The following is a 20983-nucleotide window of genomic DNA, read 5'->3' as shown; positions in this document are numbered from 1 at the left end:
TGCAAAAGTGGAAGCGATTGCCCTCGATCGCGACGCTGGAAGAAAGTGGTTTCAAGCTCCCAATGTCCTCCTCGGTTCTGAACGTCGACCAGCTTTCCATCGCCTATGACGGGCGCAATGGATCGCATCCCGCCGTCAGTGGCGTCTCCCTGCGCATAGGCGAAGGCGAAGCACTCGGCGTTGTCGGCGAGTCCGGATCGGGGAAAAGCTCGGTGGCGCTCGCCATCCTGCGCTATCTGCCGAAGAATGCCCGCATCGCGGCGTCAGCGCTGGAGTTCCAGGGCCGCGAAATCCGCGACCTCTCCGCCGAGCAGTTGCGCCAACTCAGGGGAAATCACATCGCCGCCGTCTACCAGCACCCGGGCGCGGCCCTCAACCCAAGCATGACGATCGGTCGCCAGATCACCGAGACGATCATGCGGCATCGCCCGGTGCGCCGTGACGAGGCGCGCGAGCGGGCCTGCGAACTGCTCGGGCGCGTTCGGGTGAGCCATCCGGAACGGGTGCTGGGGCTCTATCCACACGAACTCTCCGGCGGCATGCAGCAGCGCGCCAACATCGCCATCGCGATTGCGCTCGACCCGTCGCTGCTGGTGCTGGACGAGCCGACGACGGCGCTCGACGCCAGCGTCCAGTCCGAGATCATCGCCATCCTCTCCGGCCTGCGCAAGGACCACAAGACCAGCATTCTGCTGATCAGCCACGACATCAACATGATCCGCCGCTCCTGCGACCGGGTGGCGGTGATGCAGTCGGGAACCGTGGTCGAAAGCGGCGCCGCCGGCGATGTCTTCGACAACCCCTCTCACGCCTATACGAAGGCGCTGATCGCCTCGATCCCGGCGCTCAACTACACGAAGCGGAATGGAAGACTGGCGGAGGCGGACGGCCTGCCATCGCACCCGGCGGTCCAGAATGAAGAGGCCGGCGAGCGCAAAGAACGCCGAATCGCGATCGCCTGCAAAGGCATCAGCCATGCCTTCGGCAGCCAACCGGTGCTCAGCAATATCGATCTCGACATCGGCCACGGCGAGACCTTCGGGCTGATCGGCGAATCCGGTTCCGGCAAGTCTACGCTGGCAAGGATCGTCACCGGCCTACAGATGCCAGACGCCGGATCGGTCGAGCTGTTCGGCAGGACGGTCGCACCGCGCGTCGAGAAGAGAAGTATTGGCGAACGCCGCGATGTGCAGATGGTTTTCCAGTCGCCGGATCGCACGCTCAATCCGCGTAAGCGGATCGGCAGGATACTCGGCCGCCCGCTGCGCCGGCTCGCCGGCCTGCGCAGCAGTGAGATAAAGGCCCGCGTCAGCGATTTGCTGCAATCGGTTCGCCTTGCCGGCGCCACAGCCGAGCAGAAGTCGCGATCACTATCCGGCGGCCAGCGGCAACGGGCGGCCATCGCACGGGCCTTCGCCGGCGTGCCGAAGGTCGTCGTGCTCGACGAACCCACTTCGGCGCTCGACGTTTCCGTCCAGGCAACCGTTCTCAACCTGCTCAACGACCTGCAGCGCGACAAGGACACGACCTATCTGTTCATCAGCCACGATCTCAGGGTCGTGCGCTACATGGCCGACAGGATCGGCGTGCTGTACCGCGGCCGTCTGGTCGAAACCGGCTCATCCGACCAGATTTTTCACGGACCCAATCATCCCTATACCAAACTGCTGCTGGCGGCGTCTTCAGACGATGCAGCGCCGAAGATCATCTCTCAGGCCGACATCGCGGCGGGCCTGAGCCAGGGATGCGCCTTCGCCGGCCGTTGCTCGCTCGCTGTTGCCGATTGCTGGAAAGCCGAACCGCCCCTCAGCCAAGCTGGCGACGAGCACCTGATCGCATGTTGGCGGCTCGACCAAGGTTCATGAAGGACGGATCATCATTCTGAAGATCCGTCGCGCTCGCGAGGAAGGCGCGATGGAGCTGATCCCCGTCGCAAAGTGCCAAGAGACCGGGAGCTGCGGCCGTTCGAGGCGCGGATAGCAGGAAGCTTGGCGATCAAGCATCCACCGTAGTCACAGGCAAGCTCGCATGGTATTTCGTCAGAGGCTCGCTCCTTACAAGCCAATGTCTACAAGTTTGATAGACATTTGCTAAGAAGCCGGTCATACTGCCCGCTTCAAGTGCCTGACTTTTCGCCGTCCATGTTCGCAGGATCAGGAGATGACGATGACGCAGACATTTCTGGAAGCCGTTCCGGGCTGTATCAGGATCGTGATCGGCGCCCTTTTCCCGCCCATGGAGCTTTCACGTTATGCGCCCGACCAGGCGCAGGCGGACGACGCATCTGACTCCGAGGCGAAATTTCGCCGCTCAGGACGGGATGAAGCCTTCTATTGGGGCATCGGCACTTGCGGCTATTGGGTAGGCGCCCGTCGCATCCGGCCATAGACCAATCATCGAAATGCGGGGTTACCTGGCAGCATTGGCTGGCTGCCGCGATCCAGGAGGAGACCGATGACCACACGCCTTTTACCCGCACTGCATGAGGGCCATGCTCCGATTCATTTGCACGGAGCCTTCGACGATGCCTTGGAAGCTTACCAAACCTGGATTCCGGGAACGGACGAGCCGCACGTGGAATTTGAGGACCAGATGGTGCCGATCAGTTCGGTCTTCGGCCGCATGCGGACCTGCACCGATATTCTTCCTTGGCGCATCGAGGGCGATGTCCTAGAGGTTGTCGGCAATGCACTGGTTTTCGGCGGCGAAAAGGCGATCACTTACGCCGATGCCGCTCTGGTCCTTCGCGCTTTGTGCGTGAAGCGACTCCGGAGCGACGACGTCGGCAACTAACAGGCGACGCTGCGTAGGCTCCCGTCAAAGCCGGAGCCGGGCACAAGGGCAGCTCGGCTCCGTATCATTCAACCAGTATGCGTCGCGATCTGCCCTGATAGCCTCTATTTGCTCAGTCGGTCATGCGCGGCGATGGCCATAGCTCTGCATGGTGCGGATAGACTGGTGCTGCGAGAGAGGATTGAACTCTCGACCTCTCCCTTACCAAGGGAGTGCTCTACCACTGAGCTACCGCAGCCGCCGATGGCGGGGCTTCTGCCATATCGAACCGGCAAGCGCAAGGCCAAGACAAAGACGGGTTGAAAGGCCGCACCGGGCGATCGTTGCGGACATGGCCGTGCCACAATGTTGGCTATCCCTTTATATGCACCGGCGGGTCGCCGGCCGGGGGCAGAACGATGAACGGCAAGGCAGTTTCTCCGAACAAGGATGGATCACCGAAGAAGGATGGTTCAGCGAAAAAGGCCGGAACGGGCCGCAACGACCGGCTGGCCGAGCAGTTGCGCGCCAACCTGCAGAAGCGCAAGGCGCAATCGCGCTCACGAAGAGCCGGCGACGCCGACAAGCGGCGCGCTGGCGACGCCGATAAGCGGCCGGAGGGGCTGCAAGCGGTGATGAAAAAAGATTAACGCGAATCGGCTATGTTGGTCGCCGGTACTTTGGCCAAGTCGGCGTGGGCCAAAGTGGGGAGTAGCCTGTTTCTTGAACCAAGCCGGCCAATGGTCTAGATGGCCGCAACAGACTCAACCGATTTAAACCGGCCTTGGCGCCGAGGGGACGCTCTTCATGGATCGCATCAGAATTGTCGGCGGCAACAAGCTTGCCGGAAGCATTCCGATCTCGGGCGCGAAAAACGCTGCGCTGCCGCTGATGATCGCCGCGCTTTTGACCGATGACACGCTGACGCTGGAAAACGTGCCGCATCTGGCCGATGTCGAGCAGCTGATCCGCATCCTCGGCAATCACGGCGTCGACTATTCGGTCAATGGCCGCCGCGAAAAGCAGCAGGAAGGCTATTCGCGCACCATCACTTTCTCGGCCCGCAACATCGTCGACACGACGGCGCCTTACGAGCTGGTGTCGAAGATGCGGGCGTCGTTCTGGGTGATCGGCCCGCTGCTGGCCCGCATGGGCGAGGCCAAGGTGTCGCTGCCCGGCGGCTGCGCCATCGGCACACGGCCGGTTGACCTCTTCCTCGAAGGCCTGCAGGCACTGGGCGCCGATATCGACGTCGACACCGGCTACGTCATCGCCAAGACCAGGAACGGCCGGCTTGTCGGCAACCGTTATGTGTTCCCGAAAGTTTCGGTCGGCGCCACCCATGTGCTGATGATGGCGGCCTCGCTGGCCAAGGGCGAGACGGTGCTCGAAAACGCCGCGCGCGAGCCGGAGATCGTCAATCTCGCCGAATGCCTCAACGCCATGGGCGCGAAGATCTCGGGCGCCGGCACGGCGACCATCACCATCGACGGCGTCGAGGCGCTGTCGGGTGCTCGCGTCAGGGTGATCCCCGACCGCATCGAGACCGGCACCTATGCGATGGCGGTGGCGATGACCGGCGGCGACGTCGTGCTGGAAGGCGCGCGGCCCGACCTGTTGCAGACGGCGCTAGACATCATTTCGCAGACCGGCGCCGAGATCACGCAGACTAATTCCGGCATCCGCGTCAGGCGCAACGGCGCCGGCATTTCGCCGGTCGATGTGACGACGGCGCCCTTCCCGGCGTTCCCGACCGATCTTCAGGCGCAGTTCATGGGCCTGATGACGATGGCCAAGGGCAAGTCGCGCATCACCGAGACGATCTTCGAAAACCGCTTCATGCACGTCCAGGAACTCGCCCGGCTAGGCGCCCACATCACGCTGTCCGGCCAGACGGCGATCGTCGACGGCGTAGCGAAGCTGAAGGGCGCGCCGGTCATGGCGACCGATCTTCGGGCCTCGGTGTCGCTGGTCATTGCCGGCCTTGCAGCCGAAGGCGAAACCACGGTCAACCGCGTCTACCATCTCGACCGCGGCTTCGAGCGGCTGGAGGAAAAGCTGTCCGGCTGCGGCGCGGAGATCGAGCGCATTTCGGGGTGACCATAGCAGGCTCAGGTCGGCGCTACCCCTCATCCCCCTGCCGGGACCTTCTCCCCGTATAGGGACGGGGAGAAGGGACGCCTCGCGAAGGGTTTCGCCAATCTCCAGCGTTGCGGGAGGGTGCCGAGGTTGCGGCCAGCCCCTTCTCCCCGTCCCTATACGGGGAGAAGGTCCCGGCAGGGGGATGAGGGGCAGCGCTGACCGGGGCGATTGCCTGGACAAGACCTCCGGCGCGGTTGCACGAGCAGGAAAGACCGCCTAACAGAAGGTCGAATAATCAACTCGCAGGTGCGAATTCCGCATGAATGGCCTCAAGCTTGTCGCGCTCGACGATCAGGATCTGAGCATCATCTCGGCGCATGTCCAGGATGCTGTCATGAAGGTCAGCGATCTCGAATACCTGCCTTCGGTAAAGCGCTTCGTGCTGACCATGAACCGCTTCGTCTGGGAGGCGAAATCCGGCTTCTTCCGCCAGCACAATGAGCGGCGGCAGGCCGTGCTGCATTTCGACCGGGTGCTCGGCGCCAAGACCAGCGGCATTGCCCGCGACAAGCCGGACGAGGTGCTGTCACTGCTGGCGATCAGCTTTCTCGCGCTCGACAAACCGGCCGGCATCGTCGAGCTGATCTTTTCGGGCGGCGGCACGATCATGCTCGATGTCGAATGCATCGAGGCGCGGCTTGCCGATGTCGGCGGCGCCTGGGAAGCGACGTCGCGCCCGGTCCACAGGGTTTGAGCCGATGGCCATCACGCTTCGCCAGTCCGACGCCGATTTCGAGCAGCGCTTTGCCGCGTTCCTGCTGACCAAGCGGGAAGTCTCGGCCGATGTCGACGCCGTGGTGCGCGAGATCATTGCCAAGGTGCGTGCCGAGGGCGACGCGGCGCTGGTCGGGTACACGCAGAAATTCGGCGGCGGCGACCTGGCCAGGCTCGGCATCGCCGTCTCCAGGGACGACATTGCCAAGGCTTACGAGGCCGCCGATCCGCAGACGGTCGAGGCGCTGAAATTCGCGCGCGAGCGCATCCGCTCCCACCACCAGCGGCAGCTGCCGCAGGACGACCGCTACACCGATGCCGCCGGCGTCGAGCTCGGCTCGCGCTGGACGGCAATCGAGGCCGTCGGGCTCTACGTGCCGGGCGGCACGGCGAGCTATCCGAGCTCGGTGCTGATGAACGCGGTACCGGCCAAGGTCGCCGGCGTCGAGCGCATCGCCATGGTGGTGCCGGCCTCCGGCGGCGAGGTGCCGCCGCTGGTGCTTGTGGCAGCCGATCTTGCCGGTGTCTCCGAAATCTACCGCGTTGGTGGCGCCCAGGCGATCGCGGCCCTTGCCTATGGTACCGAAACGATAAAGCCCGTCGCCAAGATCGTCGGTCCCGGCAATGCCTATGTCGCGGCGGCCAAGCGCCAGGTGTTCGGCACGGTCGGCATCGACATGATCGCCGGGCCGTCGGAAGTGCTGGTTGTCGCCGACGGCAGCAACGATCCGGACTGGATCGCCGCCGACCTACTCGCCCAGGCCGAACACGATGTGTCGGCGCAGTCGATCTTGATCACCGACGACCGTGCCTTTGGCGCAGCGGTCGAACAGGCGGTGGAGCGGCAGTTGCAGAACCTGCCGCGCGGAGAAACGGCGGCGGCGAGCTGGCGCGATTTCGGCGCCGTCATCCTGGTGCCGACGATCGAGGCAGCACTGCCGCTGGTCGACCGCATCGCGGCCGAACATGTCGAGCTTGCCATCGACGACCCAGAGGCGTTCCTGGCGCGGATGCGCAATGCCGGTGCGGTGTTTCTCGGCCGCCACACGCCGGAAGCCATCGGCGACTATGTCGCCGGCTCCAATCACGTGCTGCCGACGGCGCGCTCGGCGCGCTTTTCGTCCGGGCTTTCGGTGCTCGATTTCGTCAAGCGCACTTCGATCCTGAAGCTCGGGCCGGAGCAGTTGCGGGCACTGGCGCCGGCGGCGATCACGCTCGCCAAGGCGGAAGGCCTCGATGCGCATGGACGCTCCGTCGCCATCCGGCTGAACATGTAGAAATGTCCGACTACGACCAAACCCGCGCCAGGCTGATCGATGTCGAGCTCGACGAGACGATCGGCCGCTCGACGCCCGATGTCGAGCATGAGCGGGCGGTGGCGATCTTCGACCTGATCGAGGAGAACCGCTTCCAGCCGGTCAATGACGACGGCGCCGGGCCATACCGGCTGAAACTGTCGCTGGCCGAGTCCCGGCTGGTGTTCGCGGTGACGCGCGAGGACGGCGCAGCCGTGGTCACCCACATCCTGTCGCTGACGCCGCTTCGGCGCATCGTCAAGGACTACTTCATGATCTGCGAAAGCTATTACGATGCCATCCGCACCGCGACGCCAAGCCATATCGAGGCGATAGACATGGGCCGGCGCGGCCTGCACAATGAAGGCTCGCAGAGGCTGATGGACCGGCTTGCCGGCAAGATCGAGATTGACTTCGACACGGCGCGCCGGCTGTTCACGCTGGTTTGCGTGCTGCACTGGCGAGGCTGAAACTGGCCGCCCCGCTGCCCCGCCAGATCCTGCCCCGCTCGATCCTGTTTGTCTGCGGCATGAACGCCGTGCGCTCGCCGATGGCCGAATTGCTGGCGCGCAAGGTGCTCCCGCCTACCACCTTCGTCGCCTCGGCGGGAGTGCGCGGCGGCGAACGCGATCCGTTCGTCGATGCCGTGCTGGCCGAAGAAGGGCTGTCGCTCGGCGAACGGCACCCGAGAACGATGGATGACCTCGAGGACGATTATTTCGACCTGATCGTCACGCTGGCGCCGGAAGCCCACCACATCGCGCTCGAACTCACCCGCTCGCTGGCCGTCGAGGTCGAATATTGGCCGATGCCCGACCCGACCGGCGTCAGCGGCACGCGCGAGCAGATCATGGCCGCCTACCGCGACGTGCGCGAGCGGCTGAAGGCGCGGATCGGCCGCCGTTTCCTCGGCAACGGGGCTGAAAACGCCGCGGATTAAGCATGTTCACAAGCGGGCGTTTATCATATAGGTTCCGCGCAACTTTCCGGCCGGGGCGCTGGAAGTACCCATCCAAGCAAAGGTATCGAATGCCGAAGGAAGAAGTCCTCGAGTTTCCGGGTGTCGTGACGGAACTGCTGCCCAACGCGATGTTCAGGGTCAAGCTCGAAAACGAACATGAAATCATCGCCCATACGGCCGGCCGCATGCGCAAGAACCGCATCCGCGTTTTGACCGGCGACAAGGTCCTGGTCGAGATGACGCCCTACGACCTGACCAAGGGCCGCATCACCTACCGCTTCAAGTAAGTTCAAGGACCCGGCCGGGATCGCGATGGGCATTTTGCAGAAGCTCGTGCTTGCCTCGGGTTCGCCACGCCGGATCGAGCTGCTGCAGCAGGCCGGCATCGAGCCGGACCGTGTGCTGCCGGCTGATGTCGACGAGACGCCGCTGCGCGCCGAGCACCCGCGCTCGCTGGCCAAGCGCCTGGCGACGCAGAAGGCCGAGAAAGCGCTGGCCTCGCTGAAAACCGAGACGGACTACGCGCCGAGCTTCGTGCTGGCGGCCGACACGGTGGTGGCCGTCGGGCGACGCATCCTGCCCAAGGCCGAGACGCTCGACGACGCCGCCAACTGCCTTGGGCTTTTGTCCGGCCGTTCGCACCGCGTCTATTCCGGCATCTGCCTGATCACACCTGGCGGCAAGCAGCGCTTGCGGCTGGTCGAGACCAGGGTGCGCTTCAAGCGGCTGCCGCGCGAGGAGATCGAGGCCTACATCGCGTCGGGAGAATGGCGCGGCAAGGCCGGCGGCTATGGCGTCCAGGGGCTTGCCGGCGCCTTCGTCGTCAAGCTTGTCGGCTCCTACACCAACGTCGTCGGCCTGCCACTCTACGAGACGGTAGCGCTTTTGAGCGGCGAAGGGTTTAAGGTGCACGCCAACTGGCTGTCGGGTGCGCGGATATGAGCCCGGACGACAAGGTCACGCCGTTGCGGCCCAAGCGGCCCTGCCCCGAATGCGGCAAGCCATCGGCGCGCGAAACCTACCCGTTCTGCTCGACGCGCTGCAAGGACATCGACCTCAACCGCTGGCTGAAGGGGGTCTACGTCATCCCGGGCCGCGACGACGAGGATCAGAACGACGACCAGAAATAGCACCGTCCACCTGCGGTTTTCCACAGGCTTGGGACGGTTTCGCAGCCGCGATCGTGACCGATGATCGGCCTTGCGGACTGCCTGTCGTTTCCCGCCTGAAATCAATGTCCAGAACTTGTTCCATCCGGACACTGTCGGACGGAACAGGTTCTGGCGTTTTGTCTGAGCATGATCTTTTCCGAAAACCGGATTCCACTTTTCGGGATCATGCTCTAAGCGCTGGACAGGCCGGATTCCCGTGCTATAACCCACGCGCTTTCAAGGGGTGCCGACGGCGCTTTCATGAACCCGGTGTGCAGATTGCCGCCCGCCGGAGCAGGCCCAGATAGCTCAGTTGGTAGAGCAGCGGACTGAAAATCCGCGTGTCGGTGGTTCGAATCCGCCTCTGGGCACCATCCCCTCCCTTGTCCAACCCGGAGACATGGGTAACAGATTGTACTTAAGACATGGGTGACAACCTCGTGCCGAACGGGTTCTCGATGGTCTGCAAGAATTATCGGGACCATGGCGCCAGCGGCTCCTGCTCGGCCAAATGTCGATGGAGAGCATCTTCGGCATCTTGCATCTCGCTCTGGCCATAACCGCTCTACAGACCGAGGGCGCAGCCGTCCTTGCGCGGTTCAGAACCGCCCAGCAGGGTCCCGTTTGCCCAATCGATGCGAATGGCCTGCGCACCGCCGATCGGGTCCGTGGCGGGAATGATTTCGAAACCGCGTCGGCTAAGTTCAGCTACGGTTTCGCCAGCGAGCCCGTGTTCGGCCTGGACGTTCATGGTGCCGCTGACGGGGGCGACCCGCGGCAGATCAATCGCCTCCTGCAGATCCATCCCGAAATCGAGCACCTTCGTCAGCAGGTGCGCGTGGCCCATTGCCTGGTAGTAGCCGCCCATAACGCCGAAAGGCATTTCGGCCCGGCCGTCTCTCGCAAGCATCCCGGGTATGATGGTATGCAAAGGTCGCTTGTTCGGCGCCACTGCATTGGGGTGCCTGGGGTCAAGCGAAAAGCTTTGCCCGCGATTGTGCAAGACGACACCGGAGCGTGGCGAGACCAGGCCCGAGCCAAAGCTGTCGAAGACCGAGTTGATGAAACTGACCGCATTGCGGTCCTTATCGACAACGGAAATATAGACCGTGTCGCTGTGCAGCGGCATATCAAACGCCGGCAGGTCCGCGCGGGCGCGCTTTAGGTCAATCATGCCGGCCAGACGATCGGCCCAGGCATTCGACAACATGTCGGCCACCGGGACCTCGGAAGTGTCGGGATCGGCGACGAGCAGGTCACGCGCGGCGTAAGCGAGGCGTGTTGCTTCGATTTCCAGGTGAAGCCGGTCCGCGGATTGCGGGTCGCCGTGCGCTTCGAAGCGCGACAGGATGTTTAGAATGAGCAGCGCGATCACACCCTGGCCATTCGGCGGACATTCGAACACATCGCAGCCTCGGAACGCCGTGCTGATCGGGGTCACGTATTCGCCTGTTGCCGAGGCGAAATCTTCAAGTGTGTGCAATCCGCCGAGCCCACGAAGATAGGCGACCATGTCGTCGGCCACAGGGCCAGTATAGAAGGCCTCTCGTCCCTTCTTGGCGATCAGCCGCAGCGTTGCAGCCAACTCAGGCTGGCGATGCACTTCGCCAACACGTGGCGCGCGGCCGTTTGGCAGGAAAATCCGTTTCGCGGCTACATCGGAGGCCAGAAGTTCTTCTTCCAACGCCCAGTCACGATGGACCCGCGGTGAAATGGCGTAGCCTTCCTCGGCGAAACGTATAGCGGGGGCCAGGATTTGATCGAAGGGCATATGTCCATGATCAGCGTGCAATCTGGTCCAGGCATCGATGGCTCCCGGGATGGTGACGGAGCCGGGAGAATTGCGGGCCACCTCGGCCATGCCACGTTCGAGGAACCAGTCAATTGTCAGGGCGGCGGGTGTCCTGCCCGATCCGTTGTAGGCGATGACCTCGCCGGATCCGTTTCGCGACAGAAGAGCGAAGCAGTCGCCTCCAATGCCGGTCGAGGCTGGCTCGACGACACATTGCACCGCGCAGGCTGCGATGGCGGCATCCATGGCGTTGCCGCCGGCCGCCATGATCTCGACCGCCGTCAGGGTCGCCGACGGATGAGAGGTGGCGGCCATGGCCTCGCGTGAAACGACGACCGAGCGCGTTGGTTTCTCAAAATTTCGCATGCTATGCCCTTCTGATCGTGCTCAAGAGGCGGCGTCGCTCATCGTCGAGGGGCGGTGCCGCAGATGCCGCGACATCCAGTATTCGAGTGCCGCCAAGGCCCGAATGATCGCGAAGTTCAAAGTGAGATAAATGGCGCCCGCGCAGATGAAGACTTCAAAGGCGCGGTAGGTCTGGGAGATCAATCCCTGGGCAATTCCAGTCACCTCCATCAAGGTCACGATGGAAGCCAGAGACGTGCCCTTGATCATCAGGATGATTTCATTGCCGTAACTCGGCAGCGCCTGGCGAAAGGCCAGCGGCAGGATAACGTGCCGATAGGTCAAATAGGTGGACAGGCCGACAGACCGGGCCGCCTCGACAAGGCCGCGTGGCACCGATTGAATCGCGCCGCGGAGGATTTCGCTGCCATAGGCGGTGGTGTTGAGGGTCAGCGCGATGATTGCGCACCAGTAGGGTTCGCGGAAAACGGTCCATAATCCAATTGCCGACAGTTGGTGCCGGAACTGACCAAGGCCATAATAGGTCAGAAAAATCTGCACCAGCAGAGGCGTGCCCCTGAACACGGCAACGAAGCCACGGATCGGCAAGACGACGAAGGGCGATTCCGATTGCTGGGCAAGCGCCAATGTGACGGCAAGAATGAAGCCGGCAACGATGGAAGTCAGGGCCAGTTCCATCGTGAGCGGCAGGCCGGCGAGTAGCTTCGGCAGGATCTCAAGGAAAAAACTGAAATCTATCATGCCGACCGGACGCGTCACGGCGCCTTCCGTTCCAGACGGTAAAAGGCGTGGCCCGTGACGGAAGCGATAGCCAGATAGAGCAAGGCTGCAGCAATGTAGAAGATGAACGGTTCACGGGTCGAACCTGCAGCGATCTGCGCCTGGCGCATCAGTTCAACGAGGCCGATTGCCGATATCAGCGACGAGTCCTTCAGAACCAACTGCCACACATTGCCGAGACCTGGCAGCGCGTATCTCAGGAGCTGGGGAAAAATAACCTGTCGCAGCCGCTGCAGCCGGTTGAGACCAAGCGCGCAAGCGGCATCGTGCTGTCCCTGGTCGATGGCGACGTAAGCCCCTCGATAGACCTCGGCTTGATAGGCGCCCGAGATGATCGCGATAGCCAAGGTTCCGGTGGCAAAGGCCGGAACGCCGACGAATCCGGACCCGCCCAGGCTATGACCAAGCGAGGTCAGGGCGACGCTACCTCCATAGTAAAGCAGATAAATGGTCAGAAGGTCGGGCACGCCCCTGAAAACCGTGCAATAGCCAAGGGCCAAGAACCTCAATATTTTGGAGTTGCGGAGACGCCCGGCCGCTGCCAGCCCGCCAAATACAGCGCCAAGCGCAAAGCCCAGCATAGACAGGAGCACTGTGACCGAGGCCGCCATGAGAAGAGCAGCCCCCCAACCTCCGTGCTGGAAACCAAGCAGCCGGAATGCGTCAACCATTGATACCCCCGGCATTGATACCCCCCGGCATTGATGCCCCCGGCAGGACGAACGGCTCAGCTCCGGAACGTGGTCAGGAATGGCCGTTCGCCGGCAAGCGCTTACTTGACTGGAGTAACGTCGCTCTTGAGCCATTTAAGCGACAGGGTTTTGATCGTGCCGTCGGCGGTCGCGGCGTCGATGGCGCCGTTGAGCATGTCTTTCAGCTTGGTGTCCTCTTTGCGGATGCCGGCCCCGGAGCCAAGACCGAAGAGACCCCCGACAAATCCTGGTCCTGCAAGCGTATAGTCGCTGAACTCCGGCTTGCTCAGCGTGGCGGCCAGCGCTGTCTGTTGCGCGAAGAGCGCGTCGATGCGACCCGCGGCAAGATCGAGATCGTGTTGCTCGGTGGTCTTGTATTCGCGAATCTCGGCGACGTCCGAGAAGTATTTTTTCAGGAATTCCAGGTTCGCCGTTGCAGCCTGAACTCCAATGATCTTTCCCTTCAGCAATGGCTTGAGCTTGTCGATTGCCGCCTGCGAAGTGGCTTCATTGTCCAGCTTGAACCGCTCGTTGGAAATGCCGAGCTTGCCCAGTTCGCTATCCTTGGCGACCGCGAAACCTGAGGGGTCAACCGCATATGGCTGGGTAAAATCAATGACCTTCAGACGTTTTTCAGTGATGAACATGCTCGCCATGATCACGTCGAACTTGCCGACGGTCAGCGCGGGGATCATGCCGTCCCAGTCCTGTGCGACGATCTTGCACTCGATCTTCATTCGCCCGCACAGATCATTGGCGAGATCGACTTCGAAGCCGTCCAGCTTGCCGTCGGCTGTTGTGAAATTCCAGGGCGCGTAGGCTCCTTCGGTGGCAATGGTAATTGCCTTTGGTGTTTCTTGTGCAACGGCGGCCTGGACCAGGCCGAACAGGACCGACGCAATGGCTGCGATGCGGCTAATTTTCATGTCATTCTCCTCTTTTTTGCCGGTACGGCAGTTCCCTTTCGTCGTGCCGGATTATCTTTCGGCTTCAACGAGTATTCCCTAGCGGCGGCCGGGACTTGCGAAGTTGGCCAGAAGCGGCGCTGTCTCGACGATATGATCCCGCATGACGATCTCAGCCTTGCCGGCGTCACCTGACCGCAGCACGTCGATCAGGATCTCGTGCTCGGCACGCGCGCTGGCGGGCTTGTCGACATAGTCGAACCAGATGCGCAGGTAGGGTTCGATCACGACGTGCAGGCTGGCAATCTGCCGGACGAGTTTGGGTCGGTTGCTCAGTTGGCAAATCTGCAAATGGAAGGCCTGATGGCGCACGACCCAGTCGCTGCTGCCGGTCTGGCTGGCGCGCTCCATGCGGTCCAGCTGGCGTTCCAGTTCTTCAAGCACTTCGGCATCGATGTGCGGCATGGCAAGCCTCACCGCCAGCCCTTCGAGCACCGAGCGTATTTCAAAGGTTTCGTAGATCTCATCGAGGGTAAGCCCGGCGACGATGCAGCCACGGTTCGGGCGAATGACCACAAGACCTTCCGCGGCCAGTTGGCGGAATGCTTCGCGAACCGGCATGCGGCTCATGCCGATTTCCGTCGCGATCTCTTCCGGGATCAGCCGGTCCCCGGCCCGGTAACGCCCTATCCTCAGGGCCCGCTGAATGTGGCGATAAGCCTCCTCCTCGGCGGTCGTGATGCCCAACGGCTCGATTGCGTCAGCTGCCATGTCCCTGGTCCGATCAGAGCGTATCTGTGTATCCACTTATCCAGTTATCGAAACCTGTGTCAAGCACCGATGCTTGGGCGCTTTAGAATTTCTCTTGTGAGAATAAGCACTTGGCAGGGGAAATCGGGCTAAGCACACCGTGATCGGCTAAGCCGCTGATCGGCCTACTTTTCAACGTCCGGCAAAAGGCCCGCCGCTCCATTTGCGAAGCGGCGAGGCCCCATATTCGGGGACGATTGCCGGGATTTCCCGGCATTGCCTGCAGTGCAATTCAGGTGCCAGATTTGTTGATCCAAAACGGGTCACCGCACCGGAGGCGCCAACGCGGACCTTCCGCGATCACGCTACTGCCGCGCTTTGCCGTTCCTGCTATGTTACTTTGCGGCGGACGTAATTTTTCCGCCTGGCCGGCGCCCCATCAGGCAACTTACCCCAACGCGCCCCCCAGTGGCGCCGGCCAATTTCCCCTTATTGGGGCACGGGCGCGCCGATTCCGTTATGCGCTTTCGAGCTATGGCAATCCGCCGGCGAGCCGCCTTGTCCAGCTTGCAACCATCAGTCCGCACGCGATTCCCGCGCAGTCGGCGACCCAGTCGAATAGATCCGGGTCGCGCCCTATCAGTCGCACGGCCTGAAGCCCCTCGATCGCTGCGCCCGTGAGAACGAGGAGTACGATCAGCTTCGCCTTGCGTTCCGGCCAGCCGAAACTTCCGAGAGCCGCCAGGACGACGAAGGCGGCGGCGTGATTGAGCTTGTCGTGATCAGACGTGAAAGCCAGGCCAAGGCCCCGCAGGAGTTGCTCCGGCAAAAGGGCGAACAGCAGAACGCCGGCAAACGCGGCCGGAAAAGCAACCCTTGCCACGATCTGATAAGAATCCAGGCGCGACAAGGGTAGAATAGCCTTTCATCCGAAATCTGCAGGGAGCATCGGCCGCCATAGTCGCGAGCGAGCGCGGTGTCCAATTTCCGCCGTCGGGGCGTCCGATGCATCGTCAGAATGAATGAATGCCGCGGTTCAGCCGCTGGGCAGGCCGAACTGCTGGGGAGGGCTCTGCAATGGTGCGGCTTCCGCGATCACGCAATTACCTGCTGCGCCGGCGCGGCTACAATCTGGCTGCGGCGGACCTGATTTCCGCTTGGCCGGCGCTGCGTCAGGGCACCTTACCCCATGCCACACGAAGCGGCGCCGGCCAGAATTCCATCGATTGCGTGATGACCGACCCGCGTCAAAAAAGCCCGCCGCCCTGTCGGACGACGGGCTCCGTTGCCTGGGCGCCAGGGCGCCGCGGTAGCGACAGATGTTACTAATGCTCCCGCAGGCCTCCAATATGCTGCTCCCGAACGGCGTTGCGCATCGGCTAAACAAACGAAGCCCGCGCCTCTGGCGGAGGGCGCGGGCCGATCGGGTTGCACCCGATCTGCAGCAGAAACCTGGGAGGTTCCCGCTGCTTAAGATAACAATTAGAGATTTCTAATGTTCCGCGCCAGGGGACGTTGCCGCTGCATCAGAAATCTGATGGTCGGCGCGATGATGATCGAGCCGTCAGTTCGTGCGCAAGTCGATCCGGAAAATCCGCTCGTCGAAGTGCCGCGTTTCAACGGCAAAGGTCAAAGCCACTTCAAGGACCAGACCGCCACGGTCGTCCCGGACCTTGACTGCAATCCTGCGATGAGGAAGGCCATCCCTGGCCATCTCGGCCAATGTGCGAAGGGCTTCTTTCCTGACCAGCGGGAGATCGTCATATAACGTTCCCTGATCGTCGGAATAGACAATTCCGTCTTCATCGGAATCGAAGAAGTAGCGGGGCATTGCGCTTGGCCGAAGCGGCGGCATCCGGGCACGTTGTCGATAGCTGGCCGGATCTCGGCCGATCGCGATCAGTGCCTTTCCACCGTTGGCTTCGCCGCCAGCTCACTTGCGCTCGCGCAATGCCTTCACCGCCTGCGAGAGGATCATCCGGTCGCCGCCGGTCCTTTTGATCAGCTTGCTCACCTGGCTGGGCGAAACACCATTTTCCCGCGCGAAATATTCGACCTCATAATATTCATCCGCCGAAACGCGATTGCGGTCGCTGAAGTCTCGCTTGCTCTTGTCATCGGCCATTTCCGCTCTCCTCGCCCCTTCTCTTCGCTTCAGGGGGTCAACTTTGGTGCACGCAGCAATTTGAGGGTTCGCCCGCCACAAAGTGACGCGCGAACCCTTATCGGCGCAGGAAGGGACAGTGCTGCGCAGATGCCGGGTTCGATCGGAATGGAAACAGCCAGGACCGGTGCGAGCAACCGTCGACCTTTTCCATGGAATCCTCCCGGAACGTGCAGCCAGCAACGGCTAGGTGCCGCCACGGTTCCGGGTCACGCGGCAAACCCACCCTTTGCGCGCAAGGATCAGACTTAGGTCCTGCGGCAACACGTCGGTTGGTCCCTGCCGGGCGGGACCGAAGCCCCGTCGACGGAACGTTTTCAGCTGCCTTCCGTTCGAGTGAGCCTTGGCGTGAAGAGCGGACCGAGTTCGCAAAGGAGACGACCATGAGAATGCATCTTTCCACCGCGGTGGCGGGATTTTTGCTGCTGGCAGGCATCGGCGCCGCTGCGGCGCAAGACGTTGTCATCGAACCGCAGCAGGAAACGATCATCAAGGAGTATGTGAAAAAGCAGCCGCTGGCCTCGGTGAAAATCCCTGGGGTGGAGCTCAATATCGGCTCGACGCTCCCCGATACCGTCGAGCTTCATGAAGTCCCCAACGTCAAATACCGCTATGTCGTCGTCGACAACCGCACCGTCGTCGTCGACCCAGGCACGCGCAAGATCGTCAAGATCATCGAGTGACGTGAAAGCTCGGGCAGTCGTCGCTCAGCAGGAACCCGCCGCACCGTCGAGGGCCGGGGGGCCTCACAGGCAGTTTCAATGCGAACAATCAGCAGACTTTTTGATTCCCATGACCAGGCGGCGCGAGCCGTCGAAGCACTTCAGGCGGCAGGAATTGCGCGCCACCAGATCAGTATCATCGGACCCTACGACGACGAAATCGGCGCCGTCTTGCGCGGTCCAGGCACCGGTGCCGCCCTTGGCGCGGCGGGTTTGTTGGCCGGCCTCGGCGCCTTCGATATCCCCGGCATCGATCCCCTCGGCGCGGGATGGCTGGCATCGGCCCTCGTCGGTGCAGCCTTGGGCTGCGTTGCCGGCAGACTTTTCGGCGCATTGTCCGATATCGGCAAGCAGCCAGGCAAGCCAGATGCCGCACAAGGTGTGATCCTGGTGCTGGCGCATGTCGATGAAAGGCAGGCAGACAGCGCACAGGCGGTGCTTGGGGCTTCCGTTCAGGCAACGCAGTCTTTGGCCAGGGCGGCATGAAGGTTCAGCTCGGGCAAGGCGCTTGACCAGGCCGCGCAGCGGGGCGGCGATCCAAGCGCGAATTCAAAAATTTCTGGCAAGCCGCCGCCAGAAAGTGTTGAACACCGTGCCGATCACATTCGGCGAGCGGTTGCGCTCGGCGAGGCTTGATGATTTGCTGTCGGTTTGCGGAGAACGAATAATGCATGAGCCTGTCGGTCAAGACGAATATGGGTCGACCAGCCCGTTCGATCCGGACGATCTGTCGAGGTTGAACGCAATCGGCCCGAGCGCCGGCAGCAACGATTTCGAGAAATACGCAGTCGCCGTGATCATCGTGTTCGGCGCCCTGATCATCGGTGGCCTGATGGCTGCCGGCTTGAGCTTCGGGCGCCGCAGCACCTTCTTTTTCGCGCTTGGTGGCGCCACCGCGGCATGGATATCCGGCAATGCGCTTCTGCTCGACCGGCCACGCATCTACGCCCTGTTCGTCGGCATCGCGGCGCTGATGCTGATAGCGTCCACGATCGCGCTGGTCACCTGATTCAGAGCGAAATCTTATTGTTGACCATGATCTTATCCGAAAAACCGATTCCCACTTTTGGGGTCTAATACCCGATAGCCTTGCCGGCTGCGGCGCGGCTGTCGATGGCGCCATTGTAGCGGGCGCCGCCACCCTTCTCGATTTCCGCCAGGCTCTTGCCACCGACCAGGATGCCGGCCGCCTGGCCCCAGGTCGTGTCGGCAAGATCGAGGCGGTAGCCCATGCCGGTAAGCAGCTTTTCGGTATCGGGCGACAGGCCGAAAGGTTCGATATAGACCGTGTCGGGCAACCATTGGTGATGGATGCGCGGCGCGTCGATGGCCTCCTGGATGTTCATACCGTGGTCGACGACGTTGACGATCGCCTCCAGCGTGATGGTGATGATGCGTGAACCGCCGGGGCTGCCGATGACCATGAACGGCTTGCCGTCTTTGGCGAGGATGGTCGGGCTCATCGAGGACAGCGGCGTCTTTTTCGGCGCGATCGCATTCGCCTCGCCCTGGACCAGGCCATAGAGATTGGGCACGCCGGGTTTCTGGGTGAAATCGTCCATCTCGTTGTTGAGCAGGATGCCGGTGCCGGCGGCGACAACGCCGGCGCCGAAAGAGCCGTTCAGCGTGTAGGTTACCGCGACGGCATTGCCATCATTGTCGATGATCGAAAAATGCGTCGTCTCGTTGCTCTCGCCAAAGCCCTTCGGCATCAATTCCTGCGAGACGCCGGCCCGGAACGGATCGATCTTTTCGCGAATTTCCCTGGCGTAATTCTTGTCGAGCAGTTTTGCGACCGGATTGTCGATGAAGCCGGGATCGCCGAGCGCCGAATTGCGGTCGACATAGGCGTGGCGCATCGCCTCGACCATGACGTGAACCGTCTCGGCCGAACCGGCGCCGAGATAGGACAACGGATAGAACTCAAGCACGTTGAGGATCTCGCAGATGATGACGCCGCCGGAGCTCGGCGGCGGCGAGGAAATGATCTCGTAGCCGCGATAATTGCAGGTCACCGGCTTGAGCTCGCGCACCGCATAGCTTTCGAAATCAGCCCTGGCCAGAATGCCGCCCTTCTCCCCACTCGCCTTGACGATGGCGTCGGCGGTCGCGCCTTTGTAGAAGGCATCCGCCCCGCGTTCGGAAATGGCGGCCAGCGAAGCCGCGAGATCGGGCTGAACAAGACGCTCGCCGACAGCATAGGGCTTGCCGTCCGGCTTGAGGAAAATGGCCGCCGCCGCTGGGTCCCTTGCCAACCGCTCCGCGCCGCCCTGGAGCGAGGCCGCATCGCCCTGCTCCAGCACGAAGCCTTCCTTGGCAAAGCGGATGGCCGGCGCCAGCAAGTCCTGCCGCGACAGCGTGCCGTATTTCTCCCGCGCCATCTCGAAACCAGCGACCGAGCCCGGCACGCCGACCGCCAGATAGCCGTCGAGACTGGCGCCTTTTACCGGCTTGCCGTCCTTGTCGAGATACATGGTTTTGGTCGCGGCCAGCGGCGCGCGCTCGCGAAAATCGAGGAAGGTCGAGCGGCCGCCCTTGAAGCGGATGGTCATGAAGCCGCCACCGCCGATATTGCCGGCGGTCGGGTAGACCACGGCCAGCGCATAGCCGACGGCGACCGCGGCATCGACCGCGTTGCCGCCCCTCTTCAGCACCTCGACGCCGACCTCAGACGCAAGATGCTGGGCGGTCACCACCATGCCGTGCTCGCCCTTCGCCGGCTGCGGCGAGGCGGCATAGGCGAGGAAGGGTACGAAGGTCAGGGTGAGGGAAAGGCTTACGGCGATCAGCGTTCGGCGGGTGTTGTGCATGGCCGTGCTCCGAGGCGTGGGGTAGGTCTAGGAAACGCGCTTGGAGCGGTTGAGTCTACTGCGAAGATCGAAAGAATCGGGAGGGTTCGCACGCCTGTGCCGGTTCGCCTCGCAACCGCCGTTGCAATCTTCGGCGACTGCAACGGCATGGATCCTAGGGTCTCCGCTACGTCGCTTCGCTCCTGCTCCGCCCTAGGATCCATGCCGTAACTGCTGAGCGCCGCAGCGTTGGTAGCAAGGCCACGCTTCATCGCGGCTCTCAGAATTTTTCAGTTACACAGCAACTTTGTTCTTGCTTTGTGCCGGCAGCTATGCTACTAATTTGAATATGGTGCTAATTGGCTCCAACGACCCGCCCTTCGTGGCGGGTTTTCATTTTCAGCCAATATCAAACAATCCCGCCGCCGACGCTCGCCACCGCCGGCCGTTCGGCTGCGACCTTCGCCCGGTAGCCGGCGGCGCGGTAGGCGGCGACCGGATCGATGGCGCCGCCGGTCTTCAGCCGCGCCATGGCAAGGATAGGCCGCAGCCACTGAGCATGGTACAGGCGCAAGCATGGCTGATCCGAAGCAATCCCAGATCCACAACTTCAAGGACGTAGCCCGCGGGCCTGAACGCGACGACGAGAAGCCCTTGGGCGAGCGGCTCAAGAAGCTGGTGAAGTACAAGCCGACAGAGAATTTGACGTGACCGACGAGCAGTTGGTTTTGGTAGCGATCCCATCGCTTGTGGCGGTTCTGCTCAATCGCGAACAGCAAAAGGGCTCGCCTTTGACTGAGGACGAAGTCGTGGCGATCAGGGACAGCGCCGCATGCATGGCGATGCCATACGACGTCGCCGCGCAGGTGGCGGAGAAGCGCGGCTATGATGACATCAGGCTTGAGAATGCTTGGGAAGACTGGAATGCGATCCGCCCAAGCCTGGGCTTATAAACGCAACAATCGCAATTGATTCGCACCGACGACCC

The 20983-nt window shown here is 62.4% G+C and carries 26 protein-coding genes, 2 tRNA genes and 1 pseudogene; 18 read left to right on the top strand and 11 right to left on the bottom strand.

Going from position 1 to position 20983, the window contains the following annotated elements; all coding sequences use genetic code 11:
- Positions 1–62: 62 nt before the first annotated feature.
- The 3 genes from NKI41_RS23080 (at position 63) to NKI41_RS23070 (ending at position 2793) form a co-directional block, all read left to right on the top strand.
- Entirely contained in the window at positions 63–1865 is a 1803-nt protein-coding gene (locus NKI41_RS23080) for a dipeptide ABC transporter ATP-binding protein (RefSeq protein WP_352685309.1), read from the top strand.
- A 295-nt stretch (positions 1866–2160) separates the two neighbouring features.
- Positions 2161–2388: a hypothetical protein gene (locus NKI41_RS23075; protein ID WP_352685308.1), complete on the top strand. Its 228-nt coding sequence runs from the start codon at positions 2161–2163 to the stop codon at positions 2386–2388.
- Positions 2389–2454: 66 nt separating this feature from the next.
- Positions 2455–2793 (top strand): BRA0787 family protein, encoded by a 339-nt coding sequence (locus NKI41_RS23070; RefSeq protein WP_352470155.1) that lies wholly within the window; start codon positions 2455–2457, stop codon positions 2791–2793.
- A gap of 163 nt (positions 2794–2956) precedes the next feature.
- Here NKI41_RS23070 and NKI41_RS23065 read toward each other — a convergent pair.
- A tRNA-Thr gene (locus tag NKI41_RS23065) sits at positions 2957–3031 on the bottom strand.
- Between the two features lie 160 nt (positions 3032–3191).
- Here NKI41_RS23065 and NKI41_RS23060 point away from each other — a divergent pair.
- From NKI41_RS23060 to NKI41_RS23015, 10 genes are all read left to right on the top strand, one after another.
- Entirely contained in the window at positions 3192–3422 is a 231-nt protein-coding gene (locus NKI41_RS23060) for a hypothetical protein (RefSeq protein WP_352685307.1), read from the top strand.
- A 157-nt stretch (positions 3423–3579) separates the two neighbouring features.
- On the top strand, positions 3580–4872 hold the full coding sequence (gene murA / locus NKI41_RS23055; RefSeq protein WP_023677408.1) for a UDP-N-acetylglucosamine 1-carboxyvinyltransferase: 1293 nt from the start codon (positions 3580–3582) through the stop codon (positions 4870–4872).
- Positions 4873–5173: 301 nt separating this feature from the next.
- Positions 5174–5608: a DUF2948 family protein gene (locus NKI41_RS23050; RefSeq protein WP_352488277.1), complete on the top strand. Its 435-nt coding sequence runs from the start codon at positions 5174–5176 to the stop codon at positions 5606–5608.
- 4 nt (positions 5609–5612) lie between these two features.
- Complete coding sequence (gene hisD / locus NKI41_RS23045; protein ID WP_352470152.1) at positions 5613–6905, top strand: histidinol dehydrogenase; 1293 nt, start codon at positions 5613–5615, stop codon at positions 6903–6905.
- A 2-nt stretch (positions 6906–6907) separates the two neighbouring features.
- A complete protein-coding gene (locus NKI41_RS23040) occupies positions 6908–7393 on the top strand; it encodes a UPF0262 family protein (RefSeq protein WP_352685306.1) in 486 nt (161 codons plus the stop codon).
- Entirely contained in the window at positions 7381–7863 is a 483-nt protein-coding gene (locus NKI41_RS23035; RefSeq protein WP_502893829.1) for an arsenate-mycothiol transferase ArsC, read from the top strand. The genes NKI41_RS23040 and NKI41_RS23035 overlap by 13 nt, the downstream gene beginning before the upstream one ends.
- Before the next feature lie 89 nt (positions 7864–7952).
- Complete coding sequence (gene infA, locus NKI41_RS23030) at positions 7953–8171, top strand: translation initiation factor IF-1 (RefSeq protein WP_006200926.1); 219 nt, start codon at positions 7953–7955, stop codon at positions 8169–8171.
- A 25-nt stretch (positions 8172–8196) separates the two neighbouring features.
- Positions 8197–8826, top strand: a complete 630-nt coding sequence (locus NKI41_RS23025; protein ID WP_352470150.1) for a Maf-like protein — start codon at positions 8197–8199, stop codon at positions 8824–8826.
- Positions 8823–9014: a DNA gyrase inhibitor YacG gene (gene yacG / locus NKI41_RS23020; RefSeq protein ID WP_352470149.1), complete on the top strand. Its 192-nt coding sequence runs from the start codon at positions 8823–8825 to the stop codon at positions 9012–9014. The genes NKI41_RS23025 and yacG overlap by 4 nt, the downstream gene beginning before the upstream one ends.
- 319 nt (positions 9015–9333) lie before the next feature.
- A tRNA-Phe gene (locus NKI41_RS23015) sits at positions 9334–9409 on the top strand.
- Positions 9410–9600: 191 nt separating this feature from the next.
- On the opposite strand, the gene ggt (NKI41_RS23010) is transcribed toward NKI41_RS23015, so the two are convergent.
- The 8 genes from ggt (NKI41_RS23010) to NKI41_RS22975 form a co-directional block, all read right to left on the bottom strand.
- Positions 9601–11193 (bottom strand): gamma-glutamyltransferase, encoded by a 1593-nt coding sequence (gene ggt / locus NKI41_RS23010; protein WP_352501729.1) that lies wholly within the window; start codon positions 11191–11193, stop codon positions 9601–9603.
- Positions 11194–11214: 21 nt separating this feature from the next.
- Positions 11215–11934: an ABC transporter permease gene (locus NKI41_RS23005; RefSeq protein WP_352613959.1), complete on the bottom strand. Its 720-nt coding sequence runs from the start codon at positions 11932–11934 to the stop codon at positions 11215–11217.
- Between the two features lie 14 nt (positions 11935–11948).
- Positions 11949–12644 (bottom strand): ABC transporter permease, encoded by a 696-nt coding sequence (locus NKI41_RS23000; protein ID WP_502901233.1) that lies wholly within the window; start codon positions 12642–12644, stop codon positions 11949–11951.
- 101 nt (positions 12645–12745) lie between these two features.
- Positions 12746–13591 (bottom strand): transporter substrate-binding domain-containing protein, encoded by an 846-nt coding sequence (locus NKI41_RS22995; RefSeq protein ID WP_352470146.1) that lies wholly within the window; start codon positions 13589–13591, stop codon positions 12746–12748.
- Positions 13592–13669: 78 nt separating this feature from the next.
- Positions 13670–14341, bottom strand: coding sequence for a GntR family transcriptional regulator (locus NKI41_RS22990; RefSeq protein WP_352685305.1), 672 nt, complete (start codon positions 14339–14341; stop codon positions 13670–13672).
- A gap of 511 nt (positions 14342–14852) precedes the next feature.
- Positions 14853–15230, bottom strand: coding sequence for a VanZ family protein (locus tag NKI41_RS22985; protein WP_352541328.1), 378 nt, complete (start codon positions 15228–15230; stop codon positions 14853–14855).
- Positions 15231–15884: 654 nt separating this feature from the next.
- Positions 15885–16151 (bottom strand): DUF6894 family protein, encoded by a 267-nt coding sequence (locus NKI41_RS22980; RefSeq protein WP_352501726.1) that lies wholly within the window; start codon positions 16149–16151, stop codon positions 15885–15887.
- A 102-nt stretch (positions 16152–16253) separates the two neighbouring features.
- Complete coding sequence (locus NKI41_RS22975; RefSeq protein WP_023719459.1) at positions 16254–16445, bottom strand: DUF3606 domain-containing protein; 192 nt, start codon at positions 16443–16445, stop codon at positions 16254–16256.
- 422 nt (positions 16446–16867) lie between these two features.
- On the opposite strand from NKI41_RS22975, the gene NKI41_RS22970 reads away from it, so the two are divergent.
- From NKI41_RS22970 to NKI41_RS22960, 3 genes are all read left to right on the top strand, one after another.
- Positions 16868–17167, top strand: a complete 300-nt coding sequence (locus tag NKI41_RS22970) for a DUF1236 domain-containing protein (RefSeq protein WP_352470142.1) — start codon at positions 16868–16870, stop codon at positions 17165–17167.
- Positions 17168–17245: 78 nt separating this feature from the next.
- Positions 17246–17692 (top strand): hypothetical protein, encoded by a 447-nt coding sequence (locus tag NKI41_RS22965; protein WP_352541327.1) that lies wholly within the window; start codon positions 17246–17248, stop codon positions 17690–17692.
- 181 nt (positions 17693–17873) lie between these two features.
- Positions 17874–18215 (top strand): hypothetical protein, encoded by a 342-nt coding sequence (locus NKI41_RS22960; RefSeq protein WP_292663955.1) that lies wholly within the window; start codon positions 17874–17876, stop codon positions 18213–18215.
- Positions 18216–18279: 64 nt separating this feature from the next.
- Here NKI41_RS22960 and ggt (NKI41_RS22955) read toward each other — a convergent pair whose 3' ends face one another.
- Together ggt (NKI41_RS22955) and NKI41_RS22950 are read right to left on the bottom strand one after the other, a co-directional pair.
- Complete coding sequence (gene ggt / locus NKI41_RS22955; protein WP_352685304.1) at positions 18280–20016, bottom strand: gamma-glutamyltransferase; 1737 nt, start codon at positions 20014–20016, stop codon at positions 18280–18282.
- A 388-nt stretch (positions 20017–20404) separates the two neighbouring features.
- A pseudogene (locus NKI41_RS22950) lies at positions 20405–20545 on the bottom strand (sugar isomerase); the annotation flags it as partial.
- Between the two features lie 26 nt (positions 20546–20571).
- Here NKI41_RS22950 and NKI41_RS22945 point away from each other — a divergent pair.
- Positions 20572–20706, top strand: a complete 135-nt coding sequence (locus NKI41_RS22945) for a hypothetical protein (protein WP_352470139.1) — start codon at positions 20572–20574, stop codon at positions 20704–20706.
- Positions 20703–20948: a hypothetical protein gene (locus NKI41_RS22940; protein WP_352470138.1), complete on the top strand. Its 246-nt coding sequence runs from the start codon at positions 20703–20705 to the stop codon at positions 20946–20948. Before NKI41_RS22945 ends, NKI41_RS22940 begins: the two co-directional genes overlap by 4 nt.
- Positions 20949–20983 lie beyond the last annotated feature (35 nt).

The sequence above is a fragment of the Mesorhizobium sp. M0601 genome, from assembly GCF_040320845.1.
GTDB lineage: Bacteria > Pseudomonadota > Alphaproteobacteria > Rhizobiales > Rhizobiaceae > Mesorhizobium.
This window is presented reverse-complemented; position numbering and strand designations above follow the sequence as displayed.